Origin of the sequence: Streptomyces panacea (assembly GCF_040560175.1) — a bacterium.
GTDB classification, from domain to species: Bacteria; Actinomycetota; Actinomycetes; order Streptomycetales; family Streptomycetaceae; genus Streptomyces; species Streptomyces panacea.
Genome location: NZ_JARJHW010000094.1, coordinates 1 through 15,929, shown reverse-complemented (window position 1 = coordinate 15,929; position 15,929 = coordinate 1). Strand labels below are relative to the sequence as shown.

Below are 15,929 nucleotides of genomic sequence, written 5' to 3'. Positions count from 1 at the left end.
GTGGTCTCCCCACAGGACGACCACCGAGAGCACCGAAGAACACCAGCGGTCTGGCCCCGGACGACCGCCCGGCACCGGGAACGGACCACGGGAAACCCGGTACGACGTTGGTAAGACCGTCCGACGGGAGAAGACAAACGGCCGGAAGGTCAAGAAGAACTTCCCAATGACGATGTCAAGCCGCTGTCGTGACGGTGGGTAGGACTCGTCACACGTTCCTTCGCGGATCACGGCCCACAGGACTGACTGTCGACGAGTCAGAGCGAGCAGGGTTTGCTTGTGCCCCTCCCTCGTTGCGCTTTCGCCCGTAGCAAGCCTGGGAGCTGTAGCAGGTTGTAAGGCCGGCCATTGCGGAGAGACAGAAGGCTTGGAGTAAGACGTTGTTTCACTTGGCGAGCCTGGAAGATCCTGGTCAGACTGCGCTGCTGCCCGCGCCGCGCAACCGCGATCGGGCAGGCCATCCTCGTTCTGCACCACGTCGAAGCGAACCGCTACGCAGGATGCCTGCTGGCTCCTGGTCATCCCGGCCGGCACCATCCTGGCCATGCCGGCCCGCACCCTCGACGTGGCGACCTCGCTCCCGCCGCATTGGGCGGGCCTGACCTCCGGCCTGGGTCCGGCCCTGCGCATGGTCGCTCTGCTGGTGCCGACGACGATGGCGGCCGTGGCCGCCGGTTGCGGCGGCACCACCTTAACGCGTACTATCGCGAGCTTTCGCAAACGCGTACTATCGCGTTCAGTCTCCCGGTGAGTACGACAACCCGCCCCGTTGAGGAGCCCGTCATGCCCGCTGTCCTGAACCCCGTCCTCGATCTTCTGACCATACGCGGCACCGTCACCGAGGCCGAGCAGGTCACCGCCCGGATGCGTCGGCTGCGCATTGACGGCGGACAATTGGCCGGTCTGGAGGTCCATCCAGGCCAGCAGGTGCGAGTCCTGGTCGGCGGACTCACCCTCCGTACGTACTCGATCTGGCACTACGACCCGTCCGGCGGCGTCGAGTTGTGCGTAATGGACCACGCAGCGGGCGGACCGGGCGCCCGATGGGGCCGCACCGTCGCACCAGGCGAACAGGTGCGGCTGCGGCGCCCCGAGGGCACCTTCACGTTGCGTCCCGACGCCGCCCGCCACCTCTTCGTCGGCGACGAGACGGCCTCGGTCGCGTTCGGTGCGATGCTCGCGGCACTGCCCGGGGAAGCCGTCGTCTCCGGGTGCGTCGAGACGGCGACAGTTGCCGACCGGCTGCCTCTGGCGGGCGGCGACCGGCTCGACTGGGTACTCCGGGGCGAGACGTCACTGCCGGACGCGGTACGACGTCTCGCCCCCGAACCCGGCGGGATCGCGTATGTCGCCGGGGAGGCACGGGACGTGCAAGCAGTGCGGCGGGTGCTCCAGGAAGCGGGGTGGGACCGGCGCGCGGTCCTGACCAAGCCGTTCTGGACGCCGGGCAGGAAGGGCATGGACTGACGGCCAGGGCGTAGGCCTCCGCCCGCTACTAGTGATCCACAGGTACTGAGCATTGCTCAGCGCGTCAGCGAGCGGCAACAGCGCGGCAAATGTGCGTGCACCGTGGCGCGGACGCTGACGGCGTCAACGGCGAAGCGTGACCAGTCCAAGGCCCCCTGGGCACCGAGTTCGTCGAGGATGACGCGGTGCAGACGGGCCCAGACGCGCTGCTGACTCCATCGCGCGAAACGCCGGTAGACGGTGGGCCAGGCAGGCCCGAACACCGGAGGCAACTGCCGCCAGGAGCAGCCCGACGTGGCCACGAACACGATCGCGATCAGACATTCACGGTCCCCGGCTCGCCGACGGCCTCCGCCCTGAGGACGCGTCACCACCGTCTCCGGCACCACCCGCCGAAACAACTCCCACAACTCATCCGAAACCAGATGCTCAGCAAGACTCGTCATACCAACACAACGACACCCCTCGCCAAAGGAAACGTCGTCTTAACGCGATGCCGCCCATTGTCGGCGTTCCAACCTTGCCGTGATCGGTCCGCAGCCTGTCGTCCCGGATGAACTGCCCGTACCCCTTGCGAGCCGGCAACTTGATCAGCGGAGTACCGACCAGGGTGAGTAAAAGGCCGATGGTCCGGCGAAAAAGATTTGCTTCATCAGGCGGCTGTCTCTCCCGCGGCTCCGTTCCCGATTGGATACAGACCACCACCCACGTCTCACCGCGCCATTCACCGTCGACCTGAACACCATTCGCCTCAACCCAACCAACTAAGCCAGGGATTGACTGCCTTGTTGGGGGGAAGTCGGTGTGCACGAACAGCCGGACCGTCCCGCCCGATATGAATGAGCTGATGACGTATGACTGATCTCATCCCCCCTCTTGACGAGAAGACAGACTCCGGCGGGAGGCGCACGCCGGCCGACGACACCAGCCCGCCTCAGCGCAAGACGGTGCTGGAGCAGTGGGGCGGCATGTCGGGAATGATCTACATGACGCTCCCGATCGTCGTGTTCGTCGTCGCGAACTCGCTGCTCGGTCTCAACGGCGCCATTGTCACGGCCGTCGGCGTTGCCCTGGCCATCACAGCCCTGCGGCTCATCCGCAAGGAATCGCTCGCGCCCGCGCTCAACGGCCTGTCCGGAGTCGCGGTCGCCGCTGGTATCTCCTGGTGGACCGGGTCCGCCAAGGATTACTTCCTGGTGGGCATCTGGCTGAGCCTAGTCGGCGCCATCCTGTTCGTCGCCTCCGTTCTCGTACGCCGTCCGCTGGCCGGCCTGGTCTGGAACGCCATCAGGGGCCAGGACAACACCTGGCGCGAGGACAAGGTCTCCCGCTACTACTACGACATCGCCACCCTCGCCCTGGCGGCCGTCTTTGGCGCCCGCTTCGTGGTCCAGCAGTGGCTCTACGACTCCGACGAGACTGGCTGGCTCGGCTTCGCCAAGATCGCCATGGGCTACCCGCTTCTCGGCCTGGCTCTCCTGGTGGTCGCCTGGGCCTCCCGCCGCTCCGCCCAGCGCCTGCAAACCCTCTCCCGGACACCGGGGACCGGCCAGCACCGGGCCCCGGTCCCTCCGCACACGCACCGCTGACGCCCGCTCTCGGAGTCAGCACCGAGACTGTACTGGGCCTCGCTCTGAGCTTGATTTTTAACGTCCGCCGCGAGCTGTGCGGATCAGTGCTTCGGTGGGTGCGCAGAGCCAGCGACCAAGCTGATTGCTGCTGACGAAGTAGTGGATGCTGACGTATCCGTTGGCTTTGTCAACGAGAACGGGGGCTTCTTCTCGGTAGATGTGCCGTAGATAGCGGCGGCGAATCGGTGCCCCGGCCACCAGCAGCAGTGGCGAGGCGATGGCGATCACCAACGGGACCATGGCCCTGACCAGGGTGATCTTGCCTGTCTCGTCGATGCGCACGGACTCAGTGTGGTTGTGACTGCTGCGCGTTTTCAGCTAAGCGCCTGGTTTTGGTGCCGACCTTGTGGTGGGCGGGGCGGGCGTATGCCTGGCCGGTGGCGAGGATTCTGCCCACGTCGTGGCGGGCGGCGGGACGGCGGTTCTTCGATGTCGAAGCGGCGGAGGAAGGACTGCCAGCAGTGGTGGACGTCCGCCGTGGTGGCGCCGGTGCCCGACCACCACAGCCAGACCGGCTTGTTGACCCCGCCGGAGGGCAGGTGCTCGACTGCCAGACGGATCACGGTGCCCTCGATGAGGGGTAACGGTCCCTTGTGGTCGAGCCAGGCGGCCCGCCAGGTCAACCTGGGGTGCAGCCGGTCCCACGCATGCGCGGTCGCCTTCCCGTAGAGGCAGGTGTCGGTGGTAGTCACGGCCTGCTCGTTGCCCCAGGTAGCGGGGTCGCCGAAGACGAACTCGCCGCCGGGCTTGGGTGGTCGGCCGCCCTTGGGGGCGTCGGCCGTCGCATCACGCCGTCGGAGCGGAGCCGTCCGAGGATCTGTACCGGTAGGCCGGTCAGGAGGTGGTCGATGCGCGGGGCGTCGTATCCGGAGTCCAGGACGATCAGGATCTGCGGGTCGCCTTCCGTCCACTGCCCGGGCTCGACAAGGCACTCGATCACCCCGCGGATCTAGACGGTGGTGATCGCGGCGAGGTCGGCTCCAGGCTGGAGGCGGACCGCATCCAGGACCGCCGTCCAGGAACTGCGGCCGGTCTCCAGCGCGGCCACGATCGAGTACGTCCACCCGGGCATCATCTGATGCTTGGCCTCGCCGCGGCCGTAGGCGTGGCAGAACGAGCGGTCCGGGACGGTGGCGGCGTCCGGCCGCAGCCACGGCGAGACGTCCACCGCCGGCACCAGCCTGCCGTCCGCTGCCTTCGGCAGCGGCAGTCCGGCCAGCGCCCGGCGCAGTCGGCCGACGTCGATCCGGCCTTGCCTGAGCCCGCCGTAGAGAGATCCGTGGCCCCGCCGGTGTTCCGGCGCGAGGGCCAACTCGACCAGCGACCGCACAGGCCCATCCGTGCACAGCACCGCGTCCGTCAGCTCGAACAACGCGTCACCGCGCGCAGTCAGGCAGTCGTAGAAGTCGGTCCGGAACCGGGACAACACGGTCAAGGAATCGACGCGGACAGCATCGTGCAGCAGACTCACCCTCACGGCCTTGGCCTGATCAACAGCGTCTCGAAAACGCACATGATCACACCAAGGCCGCACCACTGTCGCACCGGCCTTCAACAGCACGACAGGCACCCAACCGCCCCTCCCCGAGCGGACGTTGCAAAACAAGCTGAGCACCTGTTTCCAAGCCCAGGGCGTACCAGTCTCCATTCCGAGTGACGTTCAGTGATAGCCGCCAGGTTCCTGCCCATCTGTTACGACATCAGCAGCTACGGAGGCGGCCGCGCCGATCGCAGAGGGCATCGTGCCGGCGGCTTCCGCCCCGCACACAGGACTGCTCCTGCCAGCGGAGGCTGGCGACGGGGGCGTCACGGCAACAGCGCGGCAGCCGTGCTCGAACTCGGCCAGCAGCGTCGGACAATGAAGACGAGCATGAGTATGGCTACTCGTGCGCCATGAGGCGTTGTTCGATTGTGTGGGGTGTAATACCTACGCCGCTGACCCTGTCGCAGCAGAGCGGTGAAGCTGAGGACAGCCTGATCCGGGAAGTGCCGGGAGGGCGGGAGGAGCCCCGACAAAGCCGGGACGTGCCAGTACTGCCAGATGATGCGGGTCCGGCGAGCGAGATGGAGAGGTGTACGAGAGGAACCGGCGTTTTACGTCTCTCAACTACTCACCGGCTCGAACCTGGCGGATCAGGGCCGGAGGCGATGCGCACCCGGACGCCTGGACCGTCGAATTCTCCCGCCACACCAGCCGCCGTACTCCAGGACCTCACCTACGAACTCGCCATCACCCAATCCGCACCAACAATCCACCCGCCGAAGGCGCCCCGGCACGGACACGAAGCCCGCCGCACCACCACACCCGCCGCAACCAACCCCCACCGGCGCTCGGTCACCCCATCCGGAGCAGGTAGACCCAGCTGGGAGCCAAGGGCATCGCAGTGCAAGCCTCTGTGCTGCACGGAAGGCAGAAAACCAGCCGGTGGCACATCAACCTGATTCAAGCGCTTCCAAAGACGGCTGTTGGGAACCGACCAACGTGACAACCTGTCATGTTTGCTCCCGGAATCCGGCGGCAGCCCTGCGGCTGCGGGCAGTGGCCGCGCTGGCGGCGGGCCGGGCGCGTGAGGACGTGGCGGCGGTGTTCGGGGTGTCGCTGAAGGCAGTCGACTCGTGGTGGGCGAAGGGGCAGGCCGGCGAGCTGGACGCACTGGTCATGCGTCTGCGTGGCAAGCCGATCGGGGTGCACCAGGTACTCAGGGAGGCCGAGCAGGTCGCGGTGCGGGAGGCGGCCCTGGACCACCAGCCCTGTGACGTAGGGCTTTTCCGGTCAGCTGTGGACGCGGCGGCTGGTGGGTGAGCTCATCGCGAAGCTGCACCGAGTGCGGCTGGCCGAACCGGGGATGGGCACCTGAAGCGATGAGGGCTGTCCTTCCAGCGACCGGACAAGCGGGCCGTCGAGCAGGACCCCGAGGCCGTCTGGCGCTGGCATCAGCAGACCTGGCCGAAGATCCGCCGAAAGGGAAGAAGAACGACGGTGAGATCCTCCTCGCCGACCAGGTCACCGGCCACACCTGGGGTGAGAAGGGGAAGACACCCCTATGGTGCCGCTGAGTGGGACCCCGGGTCTCGGTCAACGCCATGTCCGCGATCAGCACCAAAGGCCGAATGCACTTCATGGCCTTCACCGAGAGCTTCACCGCCGAGGTGGTGTGTCGCTTTCCGGACCGGCTCGCCGGGGCACTTCGACCACAAGGCGCATCTCGTGGTCGACAAGCACTCCGCCCACCGTCCCCAGTAGGTCCGGGACTGACTCGTCGGCCATCCCGACAATGTCAAACCGCACTCAAGCACAGCCTGCCCAAACTGCACCGGGCCCGTGATCAGGACGAACTCACCGCCGAGACCCCCCGCTTCCTCCACAGAAACCAGCGACAGCTGCACATCGTCCGCGGCTCCTTCGGCGCCCCCACGTCCGCTACGTCCGCGGCGAGAACCTCACGAGTTTCGACCAATATGCGCACATCTGCGACTCGCTACCCCTTGCTTGGCTTTTTCCTTTTGGTCCTCGCATTGCGGATGTTATAGGCGGCAGTCCGACGAAGATCCTCTGATTCGGGCTGCTTGGAACCGGAGTTACCTGCCGTGCTCCGAGAATGAAGGGCGACACTGGTATTCTGGTCCTGGGAGAGAGCAGTTGCTGGACGTTCCGCCCAATAATGCCGTAATTCATCGATAGTCATACGGCCATTCTGCGTGTCCCATATGTTCTGCTGTAGCGAATCTTGCAGACCCCTCAAGGCCGTTATGTATGCCGCTCCACTTCTCTGTTGCGCAGCGTAGTCCCTGTAGTCGCCTGATTTTTCATATTGTTTTTGTGCCTCGGAATGTAATTCCGACTCCGGCGAAGGGTCAGGTACCTTAATGCCCAAGTTCCGAAGGGAGTTTTCTAGCAGGGCTCCCTTTTCATACATCGCTTCCTTCGCCGAATTGTAATCATCAGGCGTCCAAAGTCTTTCGCCAAGGAATGCCTCAATTTTTTTGTGATTTTCCAATTCTTCTTCCGAAAGCGGCATTCTCTCTCCCACTTTTTCTTTCTGCTTCTGTGCTCGTCTTGTCGTAGGCAGTAACGGACAGCGGACAGTGTCGGTTCAACTCTGCCCGCCACCGAACCTGAACCTGTGCAGTTCTGGCTGTTCAACCTGCCCGCCGACACCCCGCTGCCCACCCTCGTGCTGCAGCTACTCCTCGCGGCCTGGACCGGCGTCTGCCCCGCGGCCCCGGCGTTCTGCCGGGATGTCGCGTTTGGTGATGGTTGGCCAGATGCCGAGGGCGGCGAAGGCGTCGTCGTGGTTGAGCAGGTCGCGGCGGGATTAGGCGATGTCGGCGCGTCCGGCGAGCCGGATGGTCCTGATCGCCAGGTTGCGGATGGTGGCCAGTAGCCTGGCGTTGTACTAGGACTTGTCCGGCCGATCATGTCGGGCTGCTCGGCTTTACGGCTCCGGGATGATGGTCAGCCGAAGCTGATCGACGCCGTCGAAGTCCTCCGCACGGACTTCGACGGCGGAGGTGTCGAAGCGAAGGGTGAAGCAGGGGTCCGCCTCGATGAGGTGTTTCAGGTTCTCGCGGACGCCGTGGTTGAGAGGGGGCGAGAACACTGCGCCCCACTCACCCATGTTGGCGGTGGCCGTTGCCCTGATCGGGATTCGAGCCAGGCAGGTGGATGGGTTGGCCCACCACTCCAGATGCGCCGTCTTCTCGTAGCGGTCCATTCCCCGAGCGTAGACGCCGGTACTCTCCGTCTGGGCTGCTCGTTGTCCCGGGCATGGGTCGGGGTGATCTGAGTGATGCCGGGTTGGAACGTCTGCGTCCCTTTCTGCCGGTCAGCAACGGACGTTGTGGCCGGTGGCGGGATCACCGGCAGGTGATCGACGGGATTCTGCACCGCGTGCGGACCGGGGTTCAATGGCGTGATCTGCCGGAACCGTTCGGGCCGTGGAAGACGGTCTACGAATGGCACCGGCTGTGGTCGGCCGACGGAACGTGGGAGCGTCTGCTCCAGCAGGTTCAGGCCGCGGCCGACACCGCAGGCGAGATCGACTGGGACATCTCGGTCGACTCGACCATTGTTCGTGCGCATCAGCATGCGGCGGGTGCCCGCACCGGCCCGCCGCCGGCGCCCGGCTCAAAAGGGGCCGAAGGGCCAGAACATCAGAACGAAACGCCGTGGCAGAGCCTGCACGCCCGCCTGGTGGAGGTGGTGCGGGAAGTGAGGGCCTGGGCCGCTCGCGGGGCGGGTTCACCACCAAGCTCCACCTGAGCGCGGATGGCTGCTGCCGTCCGCTGTCTCTGATCGTCACACCAGGTCAGCGGGCGGACTGCACCCAGTTCAAGACGGTCCTGGAGAAGATCCGCGTCCCGAAACTGGGACCGGGCAGACCCCGCAAGAAGCCCGACAGCGTCGCCGCCGATAAGGCATACCGCAACGGGCCAGTCCGGAACTACCTACGGCGCCGAGGCATCCGGCACACGGTCCCGGAGAAGCTCGATAGCCAGGCTGGCCGCCTGCGCAAGGGCTCACGCGGCGGCCGGCCGCCCGGTTTTGACGAAAAGCGGTACAAGAAGCGCAACACCGTCGAGCATGCCATCAACAGGCTCAAGCAGCACCGGGCGGTGGCTACCCGCTATGACAAGCGTGGCTACGTCTACCTGGGCACCGCCACCGCCGCAGCCCTCGCCATCTGGCTTCGCACATGATCGGCCGGACAAGTCCTAGTACCGCGAGCCCGGAAGTCACTGGAGAGCTGATGACCGTTCGCTCAGTGTGCTGCCAACTGTTCTGAACGCCTTCCGCATGGCGCGAGAGCGATACCACATTCGCTCCGACATCTACAGTCGGTCCGCGCCGGCCGCTCCTGTGAGTGACTGATTGCGGAACTGTCGCTGTGGTGTTGAGAGAGCCTCCGGACCTGCGAGTCTGAGGCTCTTTCTGCTGGCCCCCTGCTGGCCCGAACGCTCCGGAACGATCCGATCCCAGGCGAACTACGCGTCACGCAACGACACTGGCACCAGCGACTTGACCAGTAGAAACAGCACGGTCCGGCATTACCCGACACGGGCCGACACAGGCCGACATGAAGCATCAGGCAGCCGGCGGAGACTCATAATCCGTCGGCCGTGGGTTCGAGTCCCACCCGCCCCACCAGGCCGCCTCATAGCAGGATCGTTTCTACCTGCGACGACGTGTGAACGGTGGTTGCCACGCCGAGAGGTGATCAGTGTTTGAAGATCATTGGCTCGGCCGATGCTCGGCCGGAGTGTTAACGATCATGGGACGGAGTCCTGCCCCGCTCGGGGCACGGACTCTGGAGATCGTCGCGACACGTAGCCCGATGGTCAGGCGGAGAAGTCCACGCAGGCGCTCGGCTGGGGTTTCCCGGTCGAGCGTTTTGCGTGGGCTCTGTTGAGCTGCGCGGCGATGGCGTTGCGACGTCCGCCCTCGTGGATGAGCAAGTTGGGCGCCCTTGGGGCGAACTGCCCAACAGGGCATTGGCGATCTCGTTCGCGTCGGCTGAGAAATCGAGTCCCGACCACGTGCGGGACGGCCGCCGGTCGGGCTAGGAGGCGCACGGCGGGCAGGTGCTGTCGTACGTCCGATCTCGCCGCATCCGGACAGGCGGCGGCCCCCGTCGATCTCCCGTCGGCGGGGGCCGGTTGCGATCGGCTGACCGACGCCTGTCGGCGGGCGCCCTTCCGCGTACCGTTCGGATAACTCGGACCGCACCAGGAAGAGGCCCATGGTGAACAAGCAGGCCTTGGCGTACGCGGGCCGCCTCGAAATCGCCGACGAGACGGCGCGGCGAGCGTTCCTGCTGGATGCTGAGGAGTTCCGCCGCCAGCTGCGTGGGTTGAAGCAGCATCTCCGGATGGCTGTGCTCGAACACAGTGATGGTGTCTGGGAGGTCGTATGCGGGCCTTCGTACACGCGGGCGCCGAAGCCGCGGTTGTCGGAACCCGACCTGACGCGGGGCGGTCCGCATCCGTTCTGGGGGCACGTGGGGCTACGAGAGCGATCCGAGCGGGCAGACGCACTTGTACGCGCAGCTGATTCCGAACCAGGACGGTCCGGATGCCGAGCCGTGAATCTGGATCACCGCGCCTCGGTACGTGGTGCATGACGTCGACGGCCTGGCGGACGCCATCGCCAAGGCCATTGCACCGTTCGAGCCTGTCGCGCCGCCGGCGGTAGTGGTGAAGCGGTGGTTGACTGTCCGCCCCGTGTCCTGGGGATGAGACTGTCCCTGTTCTGACCGCATGGTCGGCTACGGAGACATGTCAGAGTCGAGTACCGATCGCGCCTGGTTGGCGGCCTGCCGGGCCTCGCGGGAGCATCGGGAGCGATAGCCACAGCCGGTCTTCGCGATGGGTGCCCGGGCAGTTCGCTGTCCCGGGCGGGCTACTCAATCGCCGTCGCTGCCTCCGAGAAGAGATTTCGGAGCTCAGCCTGTGTGGCGCGGGCAGTTCACGAGCGTTGGCCGGACGCGTCCGCTGGTGGTCGGGGAGAAGTAAACGTACGCGGAGGCCTTATCGATGAGCTGGCGTGCGTCGCTGGTCAGTTCCGGATCGGCGGCGGCATTTGGTTGGTCGTCGGCGTCTGCGGTGTTTGGCCGGGTGCCGTCGGCCTAGAAGGCGAACTCGTCCACGGTGCGCAGGATTTCGGCTTCTGTGCATGGGCACGGGGCGCGGCGATAGCCGCACAGGGTGCGGAATGACGCGAGGACGTCGATGGTGTTGTGGGTCCACTGCTGATTGCTCGGCAGAGTTCGGAAGCCCGCGAATGTTTCTGCCAGTTCTTCCAGGACGAGGTGGCGGGAGAGGTGGGTCAGCTCGTGGGACTGGAGCTTGTCCTGGATTTCGCGGATCTGCAGTCCGTAGCGGAGCAGGTCGCGCAGGATGCCGCCGGACAGGGCGTGGGCGAGCATGATGCCGTCCAGGGAGCTGTCGGTGACGTCCCTGTGCGGCAGGCCCCGGCGGACGAACGCGGCCCCGACGCTTCAGCCACCGAGATCAGGACCCGGCATCGCTACCCCTACGACAAGACCGCGACCATCTACCTCGCCGCCATCTTCATCTGGTCCACCCAATGATCGAAACGAAACGGCCTAGCCGTCGAGACGCATCAGTGCGGAGTACGCCGACTCCGCCCGACGCCCCGGCGCAGCATCAGGACGGGCGTGGTCGAGGAAGCTGCGGGTCACGCCGTGGTGAAGTATCCGGCCGGAGTCCATGAGGGTGACGGTGTCGGCCGCGTCTGCCAGATCGACCACGTCATGGGTCGACATCAGGACCGGTGTGTTCGTTGCGATCTCCCCCAGGACATTCCGGAATACGGAACGCTGATGAGGATCGAGACCCGCTGTCGGTTCGTCCAGCAGAATGACGCGGGCGTCGTGGGCGATTGCACAAGCGATACCCGCACGGCGGAGTTGTCCTCCGGAGAGACTGGCCGTCTTCTGTTTGGACTGCTCCGCGAGGCCGACCTGGCCGAGGGCTGTGCCGGCTCTCTCCCACGCCTGGGAACGGTTCTCGCCCTTGAGCCAGGCGACGTAGGCCACGTACTCGCGGGTGGTGAGCTGCGGAGACGTGGGTACCCGCTGGGGAAGCCAGGCCACGTGGCGGCGGAACTCGCGGGTGGCGGAGGTGAGGCTGGAGTCGCTGAAGAGGACTCTCCCCTCGGTCGGTCTGACCGCACCTGCGAGAAGGGCCAGCGTCGTGGACTTTCCCGCTCCGTTGGGGCCGAGCAGAATCGTCAGGCCGTGGTCGGGGACCTCGTAGGTGAAACCGGAGAGGACAGGCCGGAGCCTGCGTCGGTAGGTGAAGGTGACGCGGTCGAGCTGGAGAGTCATCGGTCGGTCCTTGGCACGAGGCAGGTGAGGAGAACGAGTCCCGTCAGAAAGACGAGGGCGGCGCCTGTCGCGGCGTGGGCGACATCGGCCTTCTCGGTGACGATTACCCAGGGATAGGGGTCATTGATTTTCCTGCCCCCGGTGAAGGTGGCGAGGATCATCCAGGATACGGAGACGAGGGCGGCCCGGTGTCTGAGGAGAGGCCAGCACCCGAGGGTGAGGCCACAGAAGAGCAAATTGTTGCGAGCCGCCGCCCACATCGCGTCCGGGTCCAGCGGAGTCATCGCCGCCGCCACCCCGCTCGTCAGGAGGGCGAATCCCCCCACCAGGGTGATATCCATCAGGTCGATCCGACGCACGGCAGATCGCTCAATGCCGGGCAGGCGTCTTTCGAGGCATGAGACAAGCACGACAGAAGGCACGAGGCAGAAAAAGTTGCTCAATTCAGTTGGCAGCGGATGGCTGCCCAGATAGGCGGGGAGAACGAGGACAAGGTCCGATGTGAGGCCGATGCTCAGGATGAAGGCGAACAGCGAGCAGGGCAGCAGGTCGAAGGCGCCTCGTTGACGCAACCACCATCTCATCCTGGATTGCCGCCCTGGCAGGCGAATTGGCGCCGCTCGACGTACCAGGTCTTCTGTTCGCCAGGCGGAAGACCGTTCACCCTGTCCATCTCCTTGATGAGATCTTCTTTGCTCTGTCCCTTCTGAAATGATTCCGATTCACGGGAGAGCCAGTCGAGGTAGTCCCCTGCCGTACCCATGATCCGGGCGGTCCAGAGAGTGTTGTAGTGCAGAGTTTCCCAGTCCGGGTACTTGCAAGGCATCCCCACGACAGCGATCGCCATGTCCGCCCAGGGAGTACGCTCCGAGGCCCCGGCCGCCAGGTCGAGTGTCCACTCCTTGCCTGTGGAATCCAGTCGCTGGACACTGGACACGGTGATGTCGGTGATACGCGTGGGGATCTCCGCGATGATTCCCTTGGCATGGAGTTTCATCGTCATGCTGGATAGTTTGGGCTGAATTTTTCTGAGGTCTTCCGAGCCGACGGCGGGCATGCACACCTCCGGGGCGCGGCCCTGACAGGTGACTGGGGCCAAGCCCGTGGCGGCGGGAGCGAACGAGGTCCACTCCCGCGTGATGCCGTGGGCGCCGAGCAGACCGCCGCCGACGAGCAGCAGAGACATCGCGACAGCACCGGCGCGGATACGTCGAGGACCGATGGCCAGGATGAAGGCGAGCGCAAGGCAGACCGTCGGGAGCAGGGCGGCGACCGTCATGGGGCCCGAGTACGCCTCGCCGAAACCGAGATGGCCAACAGCTCCGGTCACGTGGTGCGCCCACCAGTTGCTCGTACCCAATGGGTAACTGATTCCGAGGAATACCGCTATGGATACGAGCGGCGCGGAGTACAACGCGTGAAGACGCCGCCCGACGAGGAATCCTATAATCGCGTGCGCGGTGAGCAGGACGACGACCATGACGAAGAGTTGCAACACGTACACATCGGGGAGCACTCCAGCGATGAAAAGCCCGCCCGCTGCGATGCCGGCGATCAGAGTGGCCGTGGTGAGTACGACCACGAGGACCGGCTGAACGGCGACGCGAAAAGCGGACCGTGCCGGACCCAGCTCCCAGACGCCAAGGGTCCGCAGCCGTGTCCCCTCCACCGCGCCAAGTCCGGCAGCGGCGGCGGCAGCCAGTGGTACCGGTGCGTGTATGACGAAGGCGGTAACCTCGGCCGGCCAGGGTAGCGAATCGAAATGACCGATTTTCGCTTTGGTCGTGAGGAAGACGTAAATGAAGAAGAAACCGGTCACCGGCAGAGCCAGTACAGCGGCGCTTGTACGCAGAGCCGTGAAGAGTCGCATGGAGCCTCAAGAGAATACACGGGGCGGGCCGCCGAGCAGGATGCGCGGCGGCCCGGCGGGATCAGTCGGCCTGCGTCGTGTCCACGACGATCTTCCTGACGGATACCGTGCAGCTCAGGCACGTAGCGTCAGTCTCGAAATAGTACGTGCCGCGAGGAAGATTGGACTGTGTGTCGGTGCTTACGGCGTCCGTGCCGTTGAAACAATTGGTAAACGTGAAGTCGTCACGACGGGTGTCCAGCCCCAATGTGACCAACTGCCAGCGCTCAACGCCGATGCTCTTTGTCGAGACGGTGTGGCAGTCCTTGAATTTTATTTCGTTGTATTCTTCGTCGGTCCATTCCCGCGACATGTCGTTGTCGCCCCACACGGTGGTCGCGGTTGTCTCCCACGATGCCCAGGCTGCCGGGCTGGTTGCGAGAGTGACCACCGCCGTGGTAGCCATCACGATTCCGAAGTTGCGCAAAAATCGTCCGGACAAGGAAAACGCCTCCTGTCCATTCGGTTAACGAGGCCCCCCCTCGAAGTGAAAACCGAACGGCTGGGCGACTCTAGCACCGCCACGCGAAATTATCTGACCGAACGTCACGGCCCATCTTTGAAGCAGTCAAACCGCTTCTGTGGTGGACCGGTTGGTCCATGAGTGACGGCAGCGACCGTTGGGTGCCTCGCCGTTGTGGGCCTCTGCTTTGGTCCGGCCTGTCCGCCCAATCGCGCCGTCAGTTCGTCCAGGTGCGCCACGAACCAGACGGCCCGGCCCTACCCGCAATCGACGGCGCGGGCACAGCCGTTACCGTCGACATCGAGGTCCGTGGTGCGGGCGTCTCAAGATCTTGGCTCTTCACTTGACCCGCCCTGCGAACTCTTGCGGGCCGAACGGCAGCGGGCCCCACTTACCTGGTCTGGCCCGGCAGCGAGCCACCCTGGTTGAGGCGGTTGATGCGGTTGATGCAGCGTTCGACGGTGTTGCGCTGCTTGTATGTCTCGCGGTCGAAGGCGGGTGGTCTGCCGCCCTGGCTGCCCCGGCGCAGTCGGCGGCCCCGTTGATCGGCCGGGGTGGGGATGACTGCCCGGATTCCGCGTTCGCGCAGGTGCTCGTGGATCGCGTGGGAGGAGTATGCCTTGTCGGCCAGGACCACATCGGGCCGGGTGCGGGGCCGTCCTCGTGGGCAGGGAACGCGCAGGCGGGCCATCAGCGCGGTGAAGACCCGCTCCCAGGTGCCGTCGACGGCCCACATCCTCAACTGCTCGTAGACACCCCGCCAGTTGCCGTATTTCTCCGGCAGGTGCACTCATGGCGATCCGGTCCGGAACTTCCACGCGATCCCATCGATCACCTCATGGTGATCCCGCCACCGGCCACCCCGCCGGGGCATTCGGACCGGTAACAACGTTTCAATTCAGATATGCAGCCGGTTGAAGCGCGGCAGCCACGGCGGGCGCCCGCCGGCCTTCGACCACGCGGTCTACAAGCGGCGCAAGTCGTGGAACGGTGCTTCAACCGCCTCAAGCAGTGGCGCGGTATCGCTACCCTCTACGACATGACCGCCGAGTCCTACCAAGCAGCCGTTGACGATTTCCCTTCCTCAGAAATTGATGTCACGCATTGGGGGGAAGAATATCTCGCAAGTCTGACGGGTGCTCTCGCGTCGAGTCTGACGGATGTCTATCCCGTCGATGTGAAGAAAATGGACGAGCTCAGTCAAAGACTGGATCGCATTTTCGACGCGGAGCTTTTCGACTATTTCGTGGAAGCCGAACAGGAGTAGCGTCGCAACGCCCGAGATGTACTTGCCAAGTTGATGTCCTGCTGGGGATGGACTCTGGAGAAAGCTGTCGGGAGTGGTGCTGGCCCGGGTGTGGGACGCATTACGGTTCTGAGCGCTGCCCGGGCCCGCGCTCGTCTGGCTGCCCTTCGCTGTGACCCTTTTACGGTGGAGGGCGTAGCTCCCTCGCCGGTTCCCTCTCAACGACTCCTGCGCCCACGACGGGACGTCGGGGGCCGAGCTGCGGTGGGAGGTGGTTGCCAAGCATCCGCACCAGCACCATGGCGCTGTCGCCGCCCTTGCCGCGCAGGGCCGGGGCCTTGCCCAACGTCCAGTAGGACAGGGC

Annotated in this window: 16 protein-coding genes and 6 pseudogenes; 9 read left to right on the top strand and 13 right to left on the bottom strand. The window is 65.2% G+C overall.

Going from position 1 to position 15,929, the window contains the following annotated elements; translation table 11 throughout:
• Positions 1-393: 393 nt before the first annotated feature.
• The 3 genes and pseudogenes from P3L51_RS21790 to P3L51_RS21780 all read left to right on the top strand — a co-directional run.
• Positions 394-501: pseudogene (locus P3L51_RS21790) on the top strand (IS5/IS1182 family transposase); the annotation flags it as partial.
• Positions 502-544: 43 nt separating this feature from the next.
• Positions 545-751 (top strand): hypothetical protein, encoded by a 207-nt coding sequence (locus P3L51_RS21785; RefSeq protein ID WP_354606961.1) that lies wholly within the window; start codon positions 545-547, stop codon positions 749-751.
• A gap of 32 nt (positions 752-783) precedes the next feature.
• A complete protein-coding gene (locus tag P3L51_RS21780) occupies positions 784-1,467 on the top strand; it encodes a siderophore-interacting protein (protein ID WP_354606960.1) in 684 nt (227 codons plus the stop codon).
• 104 nt (positions 1,468-1,571) lie between these two features.
• Here the strand turns inward: P3L51_RS21780 and P3L51_RS21775 are convergent.
• Positions 1,572-1,913: pseudogene (locus tag P3L51_RS21775) on the bottom strand (transposase); the annotation flags it as partial.
• 43 nt (positions 1,914-1,956) lie between these two features.
• Positions 1,957-2,120, bottom strand: a pseudogene (locus P3L51_RS21770) (phospho-N-acetylmuramoyl-pentapeptide-transferase); the annotation flags it as partial.
• A gap of 201 nt (positions 2,121-2,321) precedes the next feature.
• Between P3L51_RS21770 and P3L51_RS21765 the strand changes: the two are divergent.
• Complete coding sequence (locus P3L51_RS21765; protein WP_354606952.1) at positions 2,322-3,056, top strand: DUF3159 domain-containing protein; 735 nt, start codon at positions 2,322-2,324, stop codon at positions 3,054-3,056.
• Positions 3,057-3,113: 57 nt separating this feature from the next.
• Here P3L51_RS21765 and P3L51_RS21760 read toward each other — a convergent pair whose 3' ends face one another.
• On the bottom strand, positions 3,114-3,380 hold the full coding sequence (locus tag P3L51_RS21760) for a hypothetical protein (RefSeq protein ID WP_354606951.1): 267 nt from the start codon (positions 3,378-3,380) through the stop codon (positions 3,114-3,116).
• Between the two features lie 143 nt (positions 3,381-3,523).
• Positions 3,524-4,569 (bottom strand): annotated as a pseudogene (locus P3L51_RS21755) (transposase); the annotation flags it as partial.
• Between the two features lie 1,011 nt (positions 4,570-5,580).
• Between P3L51_RS21755 and P3L51_RS21750 the strand changes: the two are divergent.
• Complete coding sequence (locus P3L51_RS21750) at positions 5,581-5,901, top strand: helix-turn-helix domain-containing protein (RefSeq protein WP_354606950.1); 321 nt, start codon at positions 5,581-5,583, stop codon at positions 5,899-5,901.
• Between the two features lie 676 nt (positions 5,902-6,577).
• Here P3L51_RS21750 and P3L51_RS21745 read toward each other — a convergent pair.
• Complete coding sequence (locus P3L51_RS21745) at positions 6,578-7,117, bottom strand: hypothetical protein (RefSeq protein ID WP_354606949.1); 540 nt, start codon at positions 7,115-7,117, stop codon at positions 6,578-6,580.
• A 105-nt stretch (positions 7,118-7,222) separates the two neighbouring features.
• Between P3L51_RS21745 and P3L51_RS21740 the strand changes: the two genes are divergently transcribed.
• Positions 7,223-7,483: a hypothetical protein gene (locus P3L51_RS21740; protein WP_354606948.1), complete on the top strand. Its 261-nt coding sequence runs from the start codon at positions 7,223-7,225 to the stop codon at positions 7,481-7,483.
• Between the two features lie 51 nt (positions 7,484-7,534).
• Here the strand turns inward: P3L51_RS21740 and P3L51_RS21735 are convergent, their stop codons facing one another.
• On the bottom strand, positions 7,535-7,813 hold the full coding sequence (locus tag P3L51_RS21735) for a hypothetical protein (protein WP_354606947.1): 279 nt from the start codon (positions 7,811-7,813) through the stop codon (positions 7,535-7,537).
• A gap of 53 nt (positions 7,814-7,866) precedes the next feature.
• Between P3L51_RS21735 and P3L51_RS21730 the strand changes: the two genes are divergently transcribed.
• A protein-coding gene (locus tag P3L51_RS21730) for an IS5 family transposase (RefSeq protein ID WP_435594498.1) occupies positions 7,867-8,798 on the top strand; the annotation gives its coding sequence in 2 pieces (ribosomal slippage) (positions 7,867-8,226 and positions 8,229-8,798; 930 coding nt in all).
• Positions 8,799-10,723: 1,925 nt separating this feature from the next.
• On the opposite strand, the gene P3L51_RS21725 is transcribed toward P3L51_RS21730, so the two are convergent.
• Positions 10,724-11,023, bottom strand: a complete 300-nt coding sequence (locus tag P3L51_RS21725; RefSeq protein ID WP_354606946.1) for a hypothetical protein — start codon at positions 11,021-11,023, stop codon at positions 10,724-10,726.
• Between P3L51_RS21725 and P3L51_RS21720 the strand changes: the two genes are divergently transcribed.
• Positions 11,012-11,188 (top strand): hypothetical protein, encoded by a 177-nt coding sequence (locus P3L51_RS21720; RefSeq protein ID WP_354606945.1) that lies wholly within the window; start codon positions 11,012-11,014, stop codon positions 11,186-11,188. The genes P3L51_RS21725 and P3L51_RS21720 overlap by 12 nt on opposite strands.
• Before the next feature lie 15 nt (positions 11,189-11,203).
• On the opposite strand, the gene P3L51_RS21715 is transcribed toward P3L51_RS21720, so the two are convergent.
• From P3L51_RS21715 to P3L51_RS21695, 5 genes and pseudogenes are all read right to left on the bottom strand, one after another.
• Positions 11,204-11,947, bottom strand: a complete 744-nt coding sequence (locus P3L51_RS21715) for an ATP-binding cassette domain-containing protein (protein WP_354606944.1) — start codon at positions 11,945-11,947, stop codon at positions 11,204-11,206.
• On the bottom strand, positions 11,944-12,519 hold the full coding sequence (locus tag P3L51_RS21710) for a hypothetical protein (RefSeq protein WP_354606943.1): 576 nt from the start codon (positions 12,517-12,519) through the stop codon (positions 11,944-11,946). The genes P3L51_RS21715 and P3L51_RS21710 overlap by 4 nt, the downstream gene beginning before the upstream one ends.
• Before the next feature lie 8 nt (positions 12,520-12,527).
• Positions 12,528-13,817, bottom strand: a complete 1,290-nt coding sequence (locus P3L51_RS21705; protein WP_354606942.1) for a magnesium transporter — start codon at positions 13,815-13,817, stop codon at positions 12,528-12,530.
• 61 nt (positions 13,818-13,878) lie between these two features.
• Positions 13,879-14,298: a hypothetical protein gene (locus P3L51_RS21700; RefSeq protein ID WP_354606941.1), complete on the bottom strand. Its 420-nt coding sequence runs from the start codon at positions 14,296-14,298 to the stop codon at positions 13,879-13,881.
• Between the two features lie 451 nt (positions 14,299-14,749).
• A pseudogene (locus P3L51_RS21695) lies at positions 14,750-15,217 on the bottom strand (transposase); the annotation flags it as partial.
• A gap of 1 nt (position 15,218) precedes the next feature.
• On the opposite strand from P3L51_RS21695, the pseudogene P3L51_RS36020 reads away from it, so the two are divergent.
• Positions 15,219-15,388: pseudogene (locus tag P3L51_RS36020) on the top strand (IS5/IS1182 family transposase); the annotation flags it as partial.
• A 358-nt stretch (positions 15,389-15,746) separates the two neighbouring features.
• Here P3L51_RS36020 and P3L51_RS21685 read toward each other — a convergent pair.
• Positions 15,747-15,929, bottom strand: a 183-nt coding sequence (locus P3L51_RS21685) for a hypothetical protein (RefSeq protein ID WP_354606940.1), incomplete at its 5' end; no start/stop codon positions are given.

Coding starts and splice junctions, on each gene's coding strand:
- P3L51_RS21785 (WP_354606961.1), top strand. CDS start 545: ATGCCGGCCCGCACCCTCGACGTGGCGACCTCGCTCCCGCCGCATTGG.
- P3L51_RS21780 (WP_354606960.1), top strand. CDS start 784: ATGCCCGCTGTCCTGAACCCCGTCCTCGATCTTCTGACCATACGCGGC.
- P3L51_RS21765 (WP_354606952.1), top strand. CDS start 2,322: ATGACTGATCTCATCCCCCCTCTTGACGAGAAGACAGACTCCGGCGGG.
- P3L51_RS21745 (WP_354606949.1), bottom strand. CDS start 7,117: ATGCCGCTTTCGGAAGAAGAATTGGAAAATCACAAAAAAATTGAGGCA.
- P3L51_RS21735 (WP_354606947.1), bottom strand. CDS start 7,813: ATGGACCGCTACGAGAAGACGGCGCATCTGGAGTGGTGGGCCAACCCA.
- P3L51_RS21725 (WP_354606946.1), bottom strand. CDS start 11,023: ATGCTCGCCCACGCCCTGTCCGGCGGCATCCTGCGCGACCTGCTCCGC.
- P3L51_RS21715 (WP_354606944.1), bottom strand. CDS start 11,947: ATGACTCTCCAGCTCGACCGCGTCACCTTCACCTACCGACGCAGGCTC.
- P3L51_RS21705 (WP_354606942.1), bottom strand. CDS start 13,817: ATGCGACTCTTCACGGCTCTGCGTACAAGCGCCGCTGTACTGGCTCTG.